We start from the raw sequence: 15,747 nt of genomic DNA on the forward strand, positions 1-15,747 counted from the left end.
GTCAGTCTTTGGGGATCAACGCCCCCGGCACCTGAATCACTCGACTCGCCAACCGATGCCCGGCCTCGGCCGCTTCTACCGGGCTGCCGCCCTTGAGCCGACTGGCAAGGTACGCCGCACTGAACGAATCCCCCGCCGCCGTGGTATCGACCACGCGTTCAACCTTGTGCGCCGGCACCTCGAACGACTCGCCGTCACAACGAATCAGACACGCCTCGGCGCCGCGCTTGAGCACCACTTCCGGCGTGCCCATTTGCGCGTAAGCGGCAAACACCGCCTCGCAACTGGAAAAATGGAACAGCGCCTGCTCGTCATCCACCGTCAGCAACGCGAGGTCGACATACGGCAACACGCTGCGATAAGCCGCCCGAGCCTCCTCGATCGACGCCCACAAACGTGGCCGGTAATTGTTATCGAACACAATGCGCGCATCGCGCTGCCGGGCTTCGATCAGGGTTTCCAGCAGTTTCGCCCGACCTTGCACGCCAAGCACCGCCAGGGTGATGCCGCTGAAATACAGCACGTCGTAGTCCGGCAACGCCGCGAGAATGGGGGCCGCCGCCGGGGTGGTGAAGCAGTCACGGACCGCGGCTTCGTTGCGCCAATAGAGAAAACGGCGCTCGCCGGCGGCGTCGGTCTGGATGCAATACAGCCCGGGCAAGCGGCCGGGCAAGCGCTGGACTCTGCCCAGACCGATGTTTTCGTCGGCCCAGCTCTGGCACATGGCGTCGCTGAAACTGTCATCGCCCAGGGCAGTGACGTAATCCACCGCACCGCCATCGCCCAGTTCGCGGGACAGGTAGACCGCGGTGTTCAAGGTATCGCCGCCGAAGCTCTGTTGCAGACTGCCGTCGACACGTTGCTGCAGCTCAATCATGCATTCGCCGATCAGGGCGATACGCGGGGCGTTGGGGCCGAGGGTGTTGATGGTGTTCATGTTTTCGAATCTCTGGTGTTTCTATGTTGTCTGGGATGGCCCTATCGCGAGCAGGCTCGCTCCACAGGGGGAACGCATTCCATTATGGGAACGAGCCTGCTCGCGATAGCCGCTCCTCGGTTCCGAACCTTAGAAACAGGTTTCCATGGTTTCGATGACATTCAACTGCTCATCCACCAGACACCCGGTCCGCCACTTGTCGAACGTCAGGCACGGGTGCGAAGTCCCGAACGAAATGATATCGCCCACCCGCAACTCAACACCTGGTGCCACCGTCATGAACGCATGCTGGTCCATTACCGCCGTCACCTTGCAGGCGCTGACATCGTCGCCCTTCGCCGGCACCGCGCCGGCCTTGTAACGCAGCAACGGCACCGGCAGACCGGCGTCGTAGGCCACATCGCGCTTGCCCAGAGCGATCACCGCAAAACCCGGCTCCGGCAACGACTGCACGTGAGCCCAGACTTCCAGCGCCGGACGCAGGCCTTCGTGCAAATCGCTGCGGCGGTCGAGCACGCAGCATTGCGCTTCTTTATAGATGCCATGGTCGTGCGCCACGTAGCTGCCGGGGCGCAATACGCTGAGGAAACGGCCGGCGGCGTTTTGCGCTTCGAAGGATTCGGCAATCAGGTCGTACCAGGCTGAACCCGACGCGGTGATGATCGGCTTGGCAATGGCGAACGCGCCACTGTCCTGCAACTGCACCGCCAGACGCACCAACGACGCCGCAAACTCACGGATGCCGGAGACGGCATGATCACCATGGATCACGCCTTCATAGCCTTCAATGCCGGTCAACGCCAATGCAGGTTGGGCGTTGATGGCTTTGGCCAGCGCGAGCACTTCCTCTTCCGTACGGCAGCCACAACGACCGCCGACCACGCCGTACTCGATCATCACGTTGAGGCGTACGCCGCGCGAAGCGAAATACGCGCCGAGGTCCGCGACGTTGTCCGGGTGATCGACCATGCAATGGAAATCGAACGTCGGGTCCGCCAGCAAATCAGCGATCAGCGCCATGTTCGGCGTACCGACCAGTTGGTTCGCCATCAGCACCCGACGGACGCCATGGGCATACGCCGCACGGGTTTGCGTGGCGCTGGCCAGGGTGATGCCCCAGGCGCCGGCGTCCAGTTGGCGGCGAAACAGTGCCGGGGTCATGCTGGTCTTGCCGTGGGGCGCGAGTTCGGCGCCGCTATTGCTGACGAACGCCTGCATCCAGCGAATGTTGTGTTCCAGCGCCTCGCGATGCAGCACCAGCGCTGGCAGGCTGACGTCGCGCACCAGGTGGGCACCGGTCTGGGCGAAACCCTTTTCCACGGCGGCAGTATTTTGGGCAGTAGACATGGTCGAACTCCTCACATTCGCGGCCGCAGGCAGCCGCTGTTATTCGTTAATGCGACGGGCCAGGCGGTTGGCGTTGTCGATCAACACCCGGCGATAGTCGTTGTAATGTGTCTTGGCATCGGCCCGCGGGGCGACGATGCACAAGGTAGCAATGGCCACGCCGTTCGGGTCTTTGACCGGGGCGGCGAAGCAATGGGTAAAGGTGTCGGCGACGCTGTCGAACGAGAAAAACCCGTCGATTCCGGCCTGACGGATTTCACCGAGAAACTGCTCCAGCGGCAGGCGCTCGCCGTTGGGCAGGATGAAGTCGTCGTGATCGATCAGGTCGATGATTTCCTCGTCACTCAGGTGCGCCAGCAACAGGCGTCCGGATGCGGTCCACGGAATTGGGGCGTTCTCGCCGATGTCCGAGGAAATGCGGAAATGCCGCTCGCCCTCTTTCATCAATGCCACCGTGTACTTGCGCCCGTTGAGCAGGCACATCTGCGCGGTTTCATGGGTCTGGCTGACGATCTCCTGCAAGGCGTGGTCGGCCTCGCGGGTCAGGTCGAAGTGGCGCAAATGCGCCTGGCCGAGAAAATACAGCTGACGGCCGAGGTAGACGTGACCGTCCTTGCCCACAGGCTCGAGAATCCGCCGTTCCAGCAGCGAGGCCACCAGTTCGTAGACCGTGGATTTCGGGCTGCCGATGCCGCTGGCGATTTCATTCGGACGCAGGGGCTGGCCGATTTCCTTGAGGAAATCGAGGATATCGAACGCCCGGTCCAGACCGCGAGCCCGGCGCTTGATGGTGTCTTCGGTCATTTCAGTGGTTCCCATACAAATTCGACCTGTAGGAGCTGTCGCAGGCTGCGATCTTTTGATCTTGCCCTTGCAGCATGTCCAGAAAACGGCAAAAGATCGCAGCCTTCGGCAGCTCCTACAAGAGCCATCTAGAATCAGGCCTTTTTCTTGTACGCGATGCAGTCGATCTCGACTTTGCAATCCACCATCATGTTCGCCTGCACACAGGCACGGGCCGGAGCGTGTTCGGGTTTGAAGTACTCGGAGAAGACCTTGTTGAAACTGGTGAAATCCCGCGGATCCTCCAGCCACACGCCCGCACGCACCACATCTTCCAGGCCATAACCGGCCTCTTCCAGAATCGCGATCAGGTTCTTCATAGTCTGGTGAGTCTGCTCGACGATGCCGCCCACAATGATCTCGCCATCCAGCGCCGGCACTTGCCCGGACACGTGCAGCCAACCATCGGCTTCAACGGCACGGGCGAAAGGACGAGGCTGGCCGCCAGCGGCGGTGCTGCCGGTGCCGTAACGAGTAATGCTCATGTGTGTTTCTCCTGATTGAAAGGGGTTTAGAACCGAGTGTTTTTCAGAAACTCGGCAAGACGCGGCGATTGCGGGCGTTCGAACAGCTCCTTGGGTGGCCCCTGCTCTTCGATCCGCCCCTGATTCATGAAAACGATCTTGTCCGAGACCTCGAAGGCGAAACGCATTTCGTGGGTTACCAACAGCATGGTCATGCCGTCTTCGGCGAGCCCCTTGATCACGCTCAACACTTCGCCCACCAGCTCCGGGTCGAGGGCCGAGGTGACTTCGTCGAACAGCATCAGGCTCGGGTTCATCGCGATCGCCCGGGCAATCGCCACACGCTGTTGCTGACCGCCAGACAACTGACCGGGATAATGATCACGTCGCTCCAGCAGGCCGACCCGCTCCAGCCACTTTTCCGCCAGGGCCACGGCCTCGTCCTTGTGCAGTTTCTTGACCTTGAGCAGACCGAGGGTGACGTTCTGCAAGGCTGTCAGGTGCGGGAACAGATTGAATTGCTGGAACGCCATGCCGGTCATGGCGCGATGCCGGGCAATGACTTTTTCCGGGTGCCGTACGCGCTTGCCGTTGACCTCGTCATAACCGATGGACTCGCCATCGAGCACGATCTGCCCACCCTGAAACTCTTCGAGCATGTTCACGCAGCGCAGCAGCGTGGTCTTGCCCGAACCGCTGGAACCGATCAGCGTGACCACGTTGCCGCGCTGCAGGGTCAGGTCTACGCCCTTGAGCACTTCCAGCTGGCCATACTTTTTGTGCAGCCCGCGAATGTCCAGCAGGGGCTGCCCGTTTTGAGCGTTCGAAACTTGAGGTTGAGTCATGGCAAGGCCACCCGCTTTTCAATGTGCCGGCCGAGTAATTCGATGGCGTAGTTGATGACGAAAAACAGAAATCCGGCGAACAGGTAAAACTCGAGGGTCATGAACGTCCGGGCGATAATCTGCTGGGTGCTGAGCAGCAACTCGGCGACGCCGATCACCGACAACAGCGTCGAGGCCTTGACGATCTCGGTGGACGAGTTGACCCAGGTCGGCAGGATCTGCCGCAACGCCTGGGGCAACAGCACATAGCCGAGGGATTGGAAAAACGTCAGGCCAATCGCCTTGCTCGCTTCCATCTGTCCGCTCGGCAACGCTTGCAGCGCACCGCGCACAATCTCGGCGACGTGGGAACCGCAGAACAGCGTCAACCCCAAGGCACCGGCCTGAAACGCGCTGATCTGCCAGCCCAGCGCCGGCGCCATGTAGAAGCAGGCCAGCACCAGCACAAACACCGGCGTGCCGCGAATGATGTCCACGTAGAAACGGAACGGTGCGCGCATCCAGAACTTGCCGTAGGTCAGCACCAGCCCCGTGACAATGCCGACCATCGTGCCCAGCAAAATCGCCAGGGCCGACACCTGCACACTGGTGAGAAAGCCTTGCCACAACACTTCGCGGGCAACCCACAATTCATGCAACCAACTGGGTGATTCGTACATGGGGCCTCCTATCGGCGGATCGCCAGACGCTGCTCGAGGTAACGCAGCATCATGGCAATGAGGTAACAGGCCGCAACATAGAGCGCTGTAGTGACCATCCAGGTTTCAATCACCCGGTAGCTCTCGACATTGATCTTGCGCGCGTAATAGGTCAGCTCCGGCACGGCAATCGCCGCCGCCAGCGAGGTGTCCTTGAACAGCGAAATGAAGTTGTTCGACAGCGCCGGCAACACATTGCGCAGCATCACCGGGACGGTGACGTAGGCCTTGACCTGCCACTCGCCCAGACCGATCGCCAACCCGGCTTCGCGCTGCCCCTTGGGAATGCTCAACAAGCCGCCACGGAACACTTCGGTCAGGTAAGCCCCGGCGTACAGCGACAGGGTGATGATGAACGACGGGATCTTGTCCAGACGAATGCCGAGACTCGGCAAGGCGAAGTAAATCAACAGAATCAACACCAGAATCGGCGTATTGCGGATCACCGTCACATACACCGATGCCAGCACCCGCAACGCGCGATGCTTTGACAGCAAGGCAAACGCCATCAGCAGGCCGATCACGCAGCCGATGGCGATCGACACCAGCGCCAGCTCAAGGCCCAGACCGAGCCCCGCCAGCAAGGTGTCGAAATCGCGCCACACGGCGGCAAAGTTCAACTGATAGTTCATGGTCAGCAGTACCTTGAACGGGGCGATTCATCACCGCCCCGCTCTCACGGGATCATTTGAATTCGACAGGGAAACCGATGGCTGGAGTAGGCAGATCGACACCGAACCACTGTTTGAAGGACGCCGCGTAAGTCGGGAACTCAACGCCGGTCATGGCTTCATGCAGGGTGGTGTTGACGAAGTTCAGCCAGTCCTGATCGCCACGCTTTACGGCACAGGCGTAGGTTTGCGGGCTCCAGGCGTAGGACGGGCTGCGATAGCGGCCGGGGTTCTGCACCATCAGGTATTTCACCGACGACTGATCGGTGGCGGCGGCGTCGGCACGGCCGGAGTTCACCGCCTGATACATCAGGTCCACGCTGTCGTACTGATCGACCTTGGCTTTGGGCAGCGCCTGATGCACCAGCTCTTCGGCGTACACGTTCTGCAGCACTGCTACGGTCACGCTGTCATTGGCCGCCTTGAGGTCTTCGATTTCCTTGTACTTGCTGTTCGCCGGCAACAGCAGGCCGACACCTTCGCGGTAGTACGGCAACGTGAAGGCGACCTGTTGCGCACGGCTGGCGGTCACGGTGATGAACTGGCAGCTCATGTCGACCTTGTCGGTCAACAGGTTGGGAATCCGCGCATCGGATGACTGCACCACAAACTCGACCTTGCTCGGGTCGTTGAACAACCCTTTGGCGACCATCCGCCCGATATCGATATCAAAACCCTGCAACTTGCCATCCGCTCCCTGGAAATGCCACGGCGCGTTGGTACTGCCCGTACCCACGATCAGTTTCCCGCGGGCCAGCACACTGTCGAGCTTGCTGTCCGCCGCCTGGGCAACGCCCACGGCAGCAGCCGAAGCCGCAAAGAGAAAAACACACGCTTTAAACAAGGAAGGTCGGCGATGCATGGCAAGCACTCCAGGATGATGTTTATTCCGCTATACCGGAACTAGGTATGTAACAACGGAATAGACAGCAGAAAGTGTGCCATAGGTCTGCCGGAAAATCACAGGGAAACTGAAATTCGAGTCGAATCAACAGGATGCGAAAATACCGGCAACACGTGTTACCGGATTCCGCAAGACATGGGCGCTACCGTTGACCACAGTCGGTGGGTAATTGAGCACCCATTGAGGGCAAGTGAGCCAAAGTTGTCACTGAAACCGCTTACTCCGCGAATGCGCACTATTCCTTAACAGAGAACAAACCACTCGACCCTCCTTTGTTGTAATGCAGGTAGTCGAGCAGTTCGATTGCATAACCCGCGCGAGACTCCTTGCCCACGAGCGTCCTCAGAAAGTCCGGTTCCAGTCGAAAGCTCAGCAAGGCATCCGCAGTTGTGCGGATCTGCTTCCATTCGAATCGATACTCGATACCGGGTCCACAAGGTGGCGGTACGTCGGGACCGCAAGGGATACCACCGGTCGTGGAATAAATCCTGAGTCCGAGGAACATTCCCCGATGCAACCCGCGAATGGGTGGAATACGAAATGTGGCGCCATCGGGCGGAACGTCCGAGAGTTTCAATACGCCGTCTCGCGCCTCGACAATCTCGACATCCGGTAACCGATCAAGATCCAGCTCCCCGCTGGTGACCACGAAGGAGAACATTTTGGAGCACGATTTCGTGGCGTCCGTATGGCTCACGACATAGCTGACGTAAACCGTGGCGCCCGAGTGCATCCGTACCATGTCATCGGGAATCTGGATTTGTTGTGGCCCGGACGCGACAACAGAATGGGGTTCGGCGTCGTATCGGCCGTTATCGCTGAACCAGGTGACGTACACCTCATCGCCGGGCTTCAGGGTAGGGTCAGATAGTTGGGTAGTCACTTGCCCGGGTCGGTAGTCAGCCAGCACCGGGAAAAATACCCGAACAACCTCGTGGTCCGCGAACCATACCGTCGGTGCCGTGAGCAAAGCTGGAGAGTCAAGCGATTGTGTGTCGATAAATCCGCTGTCCACTGCTGTAGAGAACATGTCGATAGCCCTTCCATAACCAGAGATGAGTTCATCAAAACGGTTGAAACGCTGTCGGTACGGTCTCAGCCCCAACAATCAACTGAATGCAATCAAGCACCACTCCAAAAACATTGTCTACTGTCAACTCTGACAGTGGATGCCCTGGCAATTACTCACGAATACTTGAGTTTCATCGCTAGAAACCGTCGGAGTACAAGACTATCTCTCGTTGTACTCCACTGTTTCCTCTCAGCGTTGAACAGACCTCTCAGCCCTCCCCCAATTGCCCTGAAGGCGCTTGAGCGAATCGCCCGAACCTGCTCAAAACTCATCGCCTGTAAAAATGCCTGGGAAGGTGTCGACAACGGGGTCACGCCAAGCGGATTGCCCGTCCTGAAGGACGGTGCTAGCCTCGCTTTTTTCTCATGCCCTCTTTGGTCACTCCATCCTCGCTACTGGGTTTACAGTGCGATCCAAGAGCCACTTTCGGCGGAGTATCAGTCGCATTTCAGCGACGTCAGCCAAGCTTGAAGCCGATTCGGACACACTCCGATCCGGCTGTTTTCATTCATTGTTCAGTCAGCGAAAAAGCGCAGATGGCCTCAAGCCAGAGCCTTTGCTACACCCGCAGGAGGGCGAATGTCTTTTAACGTCATGATGGTTTTCGGTACTCGGCCGGAGGCCATCAAGATGGCGCCACTCGCCAGAGTGTTGCGTCAATGGCCCGGGGTCGAATTGAACATCTGCTCCACCGGACAACACCGGGAGATGCTCAGGCAAGTGCTGGACTCCTTCGAGCTGACGATCGACCAGGACCTGCAGGTGATGACTCAGGGTCAGACCCTCAATGGGCTGTCACAGCAACTGCTGATCAACCTCGACCAGGCTTACGAGCGGGTGAAGCCCGACATCGTGCTGGTTCACGGTGATACCACCACCAGCTTCATCGCCGCCCTCGCCGCCTTCAATCGCCAGCTGCCGATCGGTCATGTCGAAGCGGGTCTGCGCACCGGCAACCTGCGTGCACCCTGGCCGGAAGAAGCCAACCGACGCCTGACCTGCGTCCTCGCCGACCTGCATTTCACCCCGACCACCAAGGGTGAAAACAACCTGCTGCGTGAAGGCGTGTCCAAGGCCACTATTGAAGTCACCGGCAATACGGTGATCGATGCGCTGCTGTGGATGCGCACGCATCAACAGCAGATCAACTGGCATCCGGCCGCCGGCTCGCCTCTGGCGGTGCTCGACGACAATCGACGCATGGTGTTGATCACTGGCCACCGCCGGGAGAATTTCGGCGACGGTTTCCGCAACATCTGCCTGGCCCTCGCCGACCTCGCGCTGCGCTACCCCGATGTGCAATTTGTCTACCCGGTGCACCTCAATCCGCAAGTGCAAAAAGCGGTGTATGGCGTGCTCTCGGACAAGCCGAACATTTACCTGGTGGCGCCGCAGGATTATCAGCATTTCGTCTGGCTGATGGGTCGCGCGCATTTCATTCTCACTGATTCCGGCGGTGTCCAGGAAGAAGCTCCTGCCATTGGCAAACCGGTACTGGTGCTGCGCGATGTCACCGAACGACCTTCCGTGCTTGAAGGCGGGACCGTGTTGCTGGTGGGCACCGACACCGACCGCATCGTCAAGCAAAGCTGCCTGCTGCTGGACGACGAAGCTCACTTCGAACGCATGAGTCGTGTCCACAGCCCCTACGGCGACGGCCACGCCAGCGAACGCATCGCCACCCGACTGTGCCAGTGGTTGAGCGAACGCTCGGAAGCGGTCAACGCACAATGAGTTTCGATTTAGTCGATTTTTTTGCCTACGTCCTGTTCGGTCTCAAATACCTCGCGATCGCCCTGGCGCTGTTGATGTTCCTCCTCGGGCTCGATGACCTGTTCATCGACCTCGTGTACTGGGGCCGCAAGCTGGTTCGGCGCTGGCGAATCTATGAAAAATTCAAGCGCGCGGACGAAGAGCGCCTGTACGCCATTGCCGAAAAACCACTGGCGATCATGGTTCCTGCATGGAATGAAGTGGGCGTGGTGGGTGAGATGGCGCGTCTTGCGGCGTCGACTCTCGATTACGAGAACTATCAGATTTTCGTCGGTACCTATCCCAACGATGCCGAGACTCAGTCCGACGTCGATGCGGTCTGTCGGCACTATCCCAACGTGCACAAAGTGGTCTGCGCCCGCCCCGGCCCCACCAGCAAGGCCGACTGCCTGAACAACGTCATCGACGCGATCCTGCGCTTTGAAAACGAGGCGAAAATCCAGTTCGCCGGGTTCATTCTGCACGATGCCGAAGATGTGATTTCGCCAATGGAATTGCGCCTCTTCAACTACCTGCTGCCGGCCAAGGACCTGATCCAGATTCCGGTCTATCCCTATGCGCCGGAGTGGCGAGGCTTCACCGCCGGGCACTACGTCGACGAGTTCGCTGAAAACCATGGCAAGGACGTTATCGTCCGCGAAGCCATGACCGGCCAGGTGCCCAGCGCCGGCGTCGGTACCTGCTTCAGCCGTAAAGCCATCACGGCCCTGCTGGAAGACGGCGACGGGATTGCATTCGACGTGCAGAGCCTGACCGAAGACTACGACATCGGTTTTCGCCTCAAGCAAAAAGGCATGAAGTGCATCTTCGCCCGTTACTCGGTGACCGACCCGAAACTGGCGCTTGACCAGCCTTGGGCGTTTGGCATGGACCGGGTGTTTTCCCAGGTGATCTGCGTTCGCGAACACTTCCCCCGGGATTTTCAGCATGCCATCCGCCAGAAATCCCGCTGGATCGTCGGTATCGTCTTTCAGGGCACCAAGAACCTCGGCTGGAGCCCCACGGGGGTGCTCAACTATTTCCTGTGGCGTGACCGTCGGGGCATGATCGCCTACTTGCTGAGTTTCCTGGTCAACCTGCTGTGCATCGTGCTGCTGGCGATGTGGCTGATGACGGTGATCGCCCCGACCGCCTGGCGCTATCCATCGATCCTGTCCAACAGCCCACTGCTCGCGACGCTCCTGTGGCTCAACGGTTTGATGCTGATCAATCGGCTGTTCCAGCGTGGCTGGTTCGTCACGCGTTACTACGGACTGGTCGAAGGCCTGTTGTCGGCACCGCGCATGATATGGAGCAACTTCATCAACTTCTTCGCCAACGTGCGGGCGCTGCGCCAGGTCATGGAAATGGGCGATTCGCGCCGCGTGGCGTGGGACAAGACCACCCATGAATTCCCGGCCCTGACCAAGGCCCAGCGCACGCCGCTGGGTCATCGCCTGGTGGAAAAAGGCCTGCTCACGGAAGAACAACTGGAAGCGGCGATCACCAACCCGATACGGCGCCGACTGGGCCACGAACTGCTGTTGCGCGAACACATCAACAGCACGCAGCTGGTGGAAACCCTCGCCGAACAACTGGACCTTGAATGGGCACCGTTAAACCCGTTCAAGCTCGACAAACACTTGATCGACGCCGTGCCGCGCAAGATTGCCTCCCACTACGGCGTACTCCCGGTGGCTGAGGACGGCAGTACACTGGTGCTCGCCTCCGAAGGGCAGGTGAGCCAGGTCTCCCTCGGCGCCATCAGCCGTCAACTGAAACGTCCGGTGCGCTGCCGCCTCGCGCCCCAGGGCCGGGTCACGCTGGGCATCCGCTACTGGTACGCCAGCCGCCGTCAGAACGAGGAAGTCCACCACATGCTCGAAGTGCTTGAACGTCATCAGGACGATGAAGCCTTGCTCGAACGCGTCAGTCATCACCAGGTACTGTTGGGCAATCTGCTGCAAGTGCGCGGCATGGTCCCGCCGAGCCTGTTCAATCAGGCCTTGATCGACTTCGATGCCGAGCACATGTCTTTGGGTGAACACCTGATCTCGCGCGGCATGATTACTCAGGAAATCCTCGAGCAGGCCCTGGCCGACCAGGCCAGCGAACAGCAGGCCGCCTACCGCATTGTCCGGGAGGTCGCATGAAGCCTGTCAATCGCCATACCCTCCTCGTCGGCAGCCTGTTGCTGAGCCTGAGCTCCGCCGCGTGGGTGCAGGCTGAACCGCTGACCGAGTTCGAACAGTTCCGCAGTTTTCCCTACATGGATCGCAGTTACCGCGAAGCGAAAAAAGGTAACTGGGCCGAAGTCGAGCGGCTGATGCGCCACCTGCTGACCAAAGTGCCAAACAACGATGAAGCCCGGGCACTGCTGGTAGAAGCGCTGGCCAGGCAGCGGCGATACAAGGATGCCGTGCAGGCGCTGCCGGACAATCCGGACAACAACGACGCCCTCCTCAACCTGCGCCTGACCTGGATAGAACAGGATCCTCCGGGCAACGAGCAGGTGGAACAATGGCTGACGACCAGCAACCTCAATCAGCGTGTACGCCTGTGGCAGGCCTACAGCCTGAGCCTGGCCAGGTTTGGTGGCGCAGGCCGGGCCTACGAGTGGCTCGCGCAATTGGCGCCCAAGGGGGACGACAACATCCTGCGCGAGGCTCGCGCCAATTGGTCCGAGCAACTGCGCGACTGGAACGGCACCATCGAGCAACTCGCGCCGCTGGCCGCCAGCAAGCAACTGGACGCAGAAGGTTGGCAGCGACTGGCCAATGCCTATGTGCAGCGTCTCGACGAACAGCCGTTGCAGCAATTGCTGCAACAGGCACCGACGCCCGAAGCCGAGCGCCAGACCCGCCTCGCGATGATCGACCGGGCAATCGCCATGGGTCAGGTGCAACAGGCTCAACGCTGGATTCAATCATTGCCCGCCAGCGACCTGGCGGACCCGGCGCAACGCCAGCGTCTGTGGGAACTGGCGCGACAGACTGGCGATGTGCCGACCGTGCAACGTTTGAGTGGCGAATTGCAGCGTCCGTGCCTGGAAACGGTCGAATGGCTGTCCGGTCGCGATCCGGAAGCCGCACGCACGCAATTGCGTGATTGCCAGCCGAACGACGACCCGCAAACCTGGCTGATCCTGGCCCAGCGCCTGCAAGCCAGCGAACTGCTGCAAAGCACGCGTCTGCCCGAACCCTGGGATAGCCGTCGGCAGGCGCAACTGCTGGATATCTGGCAGGACCAGGGCCAGACCGACAAAGTCCTGGCCTGGCTCGCCGGCCAGCCACAGACCGCTGAAGTGGTGAAACGCCGGGCTGAACTGGTTCAGGCGTTGGGGCGCAACACCGAAGCGGCAACGCTTTGGGAGCGGCATTACCAGCAGACCGGCGACCTCGGCTCACTTAATCAGGCAACGTATCTGGCGCTCAACGCTGGCCAACGCGAACACGCGCAACGGTTGCTTGAAAGCGCTTACGATCGTCACGGCGGCAAGTTGCCCGTCGCCATGCTGCAACGGCTGGCGGGGTTCTACGCGTCCTCGACACCAACCCCGGCGCAACAGCAACGCATGGTGTCGCTGCTCCAGCGCGTCGATCCCGTGACTCGCGGCCAACTGCTGGCGCAACTGGCGGAAAAGGGTCAGTGCGATGCGGTGCAACAAGCCATCGGCGATCACCCGCAAGTCGCAGGCGACTATCGCGCCCTGGGCCGCTGCGCCATGCCGGATCGACCGGGTGAAGCCGTCGTCTACTATCAAAGCGCCGAAAAACTCGGCGACCGTGGCAGCCGTCTGCCGCTGGCTTATGCATTGGAGGCGGCCGGAGATTCCGCAGGTGCCCTGGCCATCTGGCGCAGCTTTGCGGATGCCGAACTGAGCGACAACGCCAGGCTGACGGCCAGTCGCAGCGCCCTCACCGCTGGCGACCCGCAAGCCGCAGAACGTTACTGGCAACGCAGTCGCACTCGTGGCGCCAATGAATGGGCCCTCGGTGCAGCGGTTGCCGACGCGCGCGGCGATCTTGCAGGGGCGCTGCAGCGTCAACGCTCAGCCTTGCAACAGGCACCGGATGCCGGGCATTTCTATGCGGCGTCGGTGACCGCGCAAAAGGCCGGCGAGCTGCAACAAAGTACCGCGTGGCTCGCCGAAGCGGTGCGTCGCGAGCCGGACAACCGGCGTTTTCATGCCGATTACGGCATGCGTCTCGCCGGGGCGGACACGAAAGAACAGCGCGCCCGCGCCATCCCGTACCTGCAAAGCGCTACCCGGGATTTCCCGGAAGACTATCGCCTCGGTGAAACCCTGGCGCTGCGTTATGACGAAGCCGAAGACAGCGCGGCAGCGCGCAAGGAATTGCGTCGGGTCATTGACCTGGAACAGCACCCGGTCGCCGCCGACGATGAGGACGGTAGCATGGAAGCGCGTCGCTATCGCCAGCGTCGCGCTCACGAAACCCTGTCCCGCCGCGACAGCCGCACACTGGCCAGCACCTGGTCGCCGGCCGGGGTCTCGACCAACGATAGCTTCCGCCCCAATGGCACCCTTCGCGACTCGTCACGGCGCGCCATGTCGCAAAACGTGCAAGTGGCGATCTGGGACCATGCGCTCGGTGAAGAACCGAGTCGCGCCGGGAGCGCGTTGTCACTCTACGGCCGCGTATTGCTCGGTGGGCAGGGCCGATCGAGCTACGGCGAATCCCTCGGCACCGGCGTGGGTCTGCGCTACAAGCCGTGGGGCACCGCGAACATCAACTTCTACGGCGAGATCTACAAGCAAAGCACGTTCAATGACAACGACAATCAGCGTCTGAGCCTGGGCCAATTGCTCATCCCCGAAAAACTGGCCGACCAGTTCAACGATCACCGCCAGGACGGCCACACCAGCACCGACTACTTGCTGCGTACCACCGCGTCGTTCCTCGATCAGGGACGATTCCGCAACGACTGGCGCGTCGATGAAAACGACTGGGAAGAACGCTTCCTCTACCTCGACGCCGCGTGGTGGACCAAGGCGGGTGATCACCAATGGCTGTCGCGGTTCCAGCAAGGTCACACCTGGAAGCTGCCGTTCAACGGCGCGCAAACTCTCATGCCGTACGGCTTCCTGGAGTTCGCCACGCAGGACCCGGGCAACGACTGGCGCCAGGACTTGCGCACGGGTATCGGCCTGCGTTGGCAATGGTGGTTCGACGACGACATCTACAACGCTTACCGTACACACCTGACGGTGCGCACCGAGTATCAGCAATCCCTGAGCGGCAATCTGTATGAAGGCGGCAACGGTGTGCTGCTGGGCGTGGAGTTGAATTTCTGATGACGCGACTTTTCCTGGTTTTCTGTCTGTTACTGAGCAGCACAATGGCTCGCGCCGATGAACGGATTTTCTATCAACCACTGAACGTCGACGCCAGTGTCAGTCAGGCGCAATGGCAGCGTATCTGGCAAGACACCGTCAAACATGGCGTGCAAACCGTCATCGTGCAATGGACGGCGTACGGTGATTCGGACTTCGGCGGCACCAATGGCTGGCTCGCCCGCAGTTTGCAACAGGCCCACGCCCAGGGCCTGAAGCTGGTGCTGGGCCTGCGCATGGACCCTGCCTATTACCAGCGCATCAATGAGCTGGACAGCGCCGGGCTCGCAGCTTATTGGCAGGCGCAACTCGGGCAGTCGCTGGTTCAGCAACAACGGCTGCGTCAGGACTGGAAGCTGCCGGTCAGCGGTTGGTACTTGCCGATGGAGCTCGACGATTTTCACTTCCTGGCCGTGGATCGTCGGCAGTCCCTGCAACGCCAGCTCAAGGATTTCGCCGGAAAACTGGACGCACCGTTACACGTCAGCACCTTTAATGTGGGCAAGCTCGCACCGCGCGTGTACGGACAGTGGCTGGGCGGACTCGCGGACATCGGTGTGCAGATCTGGTGGCAGGACGGCGCCGGCACCGGTCGTTTGCCGCCGCTGGTGCGCAACGGCTATGCCAGTGCGCTGCCCTGCCCGATCGGCATCGTGCGCGAAGCGTTCCGGCAGGTCAGCGCCGAGGGGCAGCCGTTTCTCGCGGAACCGGCCACTCCGGAAACGGCCTCAGCGGGTTGCCATCCGACGGCGGTGTTTTCCCTGCGTTACCGGCCGTGGGGCAAAGTGATTCTGGACAACCAGCGCAAGAACCAGGTCAGTTTTCGTCAATAAGATCCAGGTCGCCTGACAGTCAGCC

13 protein-coding genes are annotated in these 15,747 nt (G+C 60.6%); 4 read left to right on the forward strand and 9 right to left on the reverse strand.

What is annotated here, in order from left to right; genetic code table 11:
• Position 1 precedes the first annotated feature (1 nt).
• The 9 genes from ACM6IQ_RS21265 to ACM6IQ_RS21305 form a co-directional block, all read right to left on the reverse strand.
• Positions 2-937 carry a sugar kinase gene (locus ACM6IQ_RS21265; protein ID WP_414879752.1) on the reverse strand — a complete coding sequence of 312 codons (936 nt, stop codon included), beginning with the start codon at positions 935-937 and terminating at the stop codon, positions 2-4.
• Between the two features lie 129 nt (positions 938-1,066).
• Positions 1,067-2,284, reverse strand: coding sequence for an amino acid deaminase (locus tag ACM6IQ_RS21270; RefSeq protein ID WP_414879753.1), 1,218 nt, complete (start codon positions 2,282-2,284; stop codon positions 1,067-1,069).
• A gap of 39 nt (positions 2,285-2,323) precedes the next feature.
• Positions 2,324-3,088: an IclR family transcriptional regulator gene (locus ACM6IQ_RS21275; protein ID WP_017339149.1), complete on the reverse strand. Its 765-nt coding sequence runs from the start codon at positions 3,086-3,088 to the stop codon at positions 2,324-2,326.
• Positions 3,089-3,222: 134 nt separating this feature from the next.
• Complete coding sequence (locus ACM6IQ_RS21280; protein WP_414879754.1) at positions 3,223-3,612, reverse strand: RidA family protein; 390 nt, start codon at positions 3,610-3,612, stop codon at positions 3,223-3,225.
• Between the two features lie 26 nt (positions 3,613-3,638).
• On the reverse strand, positions 3,639-4,436 hold the full coding sequence (locus tag ACM6IQ_RS21285; RefSeq protein WP_017339151.1) for an amino acid ABC transporter ATP-binding protein: 798 nt from the start codon (positions 4,434-4,436) through the stop codon (positions 3,639-3,641).
• Entirely contained in the window at positions 4,433-5,095 is a 663-nt protein-coding gene (locus ACM6IQ_RS21290; RefSeq protein WP_017339152.1) for an amino acid ABC transporter permease, read from the reverse strand. Before ACM6IQ_RS21290 ends, ACM6IQ_RS21285 begins: the two co-directional genes overlap by 4 nt.
• Positions 5,096-5,103: 8 nt before the next feature.
• Complete coding sequence (locus ACM6IQ_RS21295; protein ID WP_017339153.1) at positions 5,104-5,766, reverse strand: amino acid ABC transporter permease; 663 nt, start codon at positions 5,764-5,766, stop codon at positions 5,104-5,106.
• A 52-nt stretch (positions 5,767-5,818) separates the two neighbouring features.
• Positions 5,819-6,667: a transporter substrate-binding domain-containing protein gene (locus ACM6IQ_RS21300; RefSeq protein WP_017339154.1), complete on the reverse strand. Its 849-nt coding sequence runs from the start codon at positions 6,665-6,667 to the stop codon at positions 5,819-5,821.
• A 277-nt stretch (positions 6,668-6,944) separates the two neighbouring features.
• Positions 6,945-7,739 carry a hypothetical protein gene (locus tag ACM6IQ_RS21305; RefSeq protein WP_414879755.1) on the reverse strand — a complete coding sequence of 265 codons (795 nt, stop codon included), beginning with the start codon at positions 7,737-7,739 and terminating at the stop codon, positions 6,945-6,947.
• A 621-nt stretch (positions 7,740-8,360) separates the two neighbouring features.
• On the opposite strand from ACM6IQ_RS21305, the gene wecB reads away from it, so the two are divergent.
• From wecB to ACM6IQ_RS21325, 4 genes are read left to right on the forward strand one after another with little or no spacing between them, the layout of a single operon-like run.
• Entirely contained in the window at positions 8,361-9,515 is a 1,155-nt protein-coding gene (gene wecB / locus ACM6IQ_RS21310) for a non-hydrolyzing UDP-N-acetylglucosamine 2-epimerase (RefSeq protein WP_414879756.1), read from the forward strand.
• Positions 9,512-11,686: a cyclic di-3',5'-guanylate-activated glycosyltransferase NrfB gene (gene nrfB / locus ACM6IQ_RS21315; RefSeq protein ID WP_414879757.1), complete on the forward strand. Its 2,175-nt coding sequence runs from the start codon at positions 9,512-9,514 to the stop codon at positions 11,684-11,686. The genes wecB and nrfB overlap by 4 nt, the downstream gene beginning before the upstream one ends.
• Positions 11,683-14,850 carry an NfrA family protein gene (locus ACM6IQ_RS21320; protein WP_414879758.1) on the forward strand — a complete coding sequence of 1,056 codons (3,168 nt, stop codon included), beginning with the start codon at positions 11,683-11,685 and terminating at the stop codon, positions 14,848-14,850. Before nrfB ends, ACM6IQ_RS21320 begins: the two co-directional genes overlap by 4 nt.
• Entirely contained in the window at positions 14,850-15,722 is an 873-nt protein-coding gene (locus ACM6IQ_RS21325; protein WP_414879759.1) for a DUF4434 family protein, read from the forward strand. The genes ACM6IQ_RS21320 and ACM6IQ_RS21325 overlap by 1 nt, the downstream gene beginning before the upstream one ends.
• Positions 15,723-15,747 lie beyond the last annotated feature (25 nt).

It is taken from the genome of Pseudomonas sp. IT-P100, from assembly GCF_949767185.1.
GTDB classification, from domain to species: domain Bacteria; phylum Pseudomonadota; class Gammaproteobacteria; order Pseudomonadales; family Pseudomonadaceae; genus Aquipseudomonas; species Aquipseudomonas fluorescens_B.

Bases quoted from the DNA above. Each gene is read 5' to 3' on its own strand.
- ACM6IQ_RS21270 (WP_414879753.1), bottom strand. From the start codon at position 2,284: ATGTCTACTGCCCAAAATACTGCCGCCGTGGAAAAGGGTTTCGCCCAG.
- ACM6IQ_RS21280 (WP_414879754.1), bottom strand. From the start codon at position 3,612: ATGAGCATTACTCGTTACGGCACCGGCAGCACCGCCGCTGGCGGCCAG.
- ACM6IQ_RS21290 (WP_017339152.1), bottom strand. From the start codon at position 5,095: ATGTACGAATCACCCAGTTGGTTGCATGAATTGTGGGTTGCCCGCGAA.
- ACM6IQ_RS21275 (WP_017339149.1), bottom strand. From the start codon at position 3,088: ATGACCGAAGACACCATCAAGCGCCGGGCTCGCGGTCTGGACCGGGCG.
- ACM6IQ_RS21320 (WP_414879758.1), top strand. From the start codon at position 11,683: ATGAAGCCTGTCAATCGCCATACCCTCCTCGTCGGCAGCCTGTTGCTG.
- ACM6IQ_RS21295 (WP_017339153.1), bottom strand. From the start codon at position 5,766: ATGAACTATCAGTTGAACTTTGCCGCCGTGTGGCGCGATTTCGACACC.
- ACM6IQ_RS21305 (WP_414879755.1), bottom strand. From the start codon at position 7,739: ATGTTCTCTACAGCAGTGGACAGCGGATTTATCGACACACAATCGCTT.
- wecB (WP_414879756.1), top strand. From the start codon at position 8,361: ATGTCTTTTAACGTCATGATGGTTTTCGGTACTCGGCCGGAGGCCATC.
- ACM6IQ_RS21300 (WP_017339154.1), bottom strand. From the start codon at position 6,667: ATGCATCGCCGACCTTCCTTGTTTAAAGCGTGTGTTTTTCTCTTTGCG.
- ACM6IQ_RS21265 (WP_414879752.1), bottom strand. From the start codon at position 937: ATGAACACCATCAACACCCTCGGCCCCAACGCCCCGCGTATCGCCCTG.
- nrfB (WP_414879757.1), top strand. From the start codon at position 9,512: ATGAGTTTCGATTTAGTCGATTTTTTTGCCTACGTCCTGTTCGGTCTC.
- ACM6IQ_RS21325 (WP_414879759.1), top strand. From the start codon at position 14,850: ATGACGCGACTTTTCCTGGTTTTCTGTCTGTTACTGAGCAGCACAATG.
- ACM6IQ_RS21285 (WP_017339151.1), bottom strand. From the start codon at position 4,436: ATGACTCAACCTCAAGTTTCGAACGCTCAAAACGGGCAGCCCCTGCTG.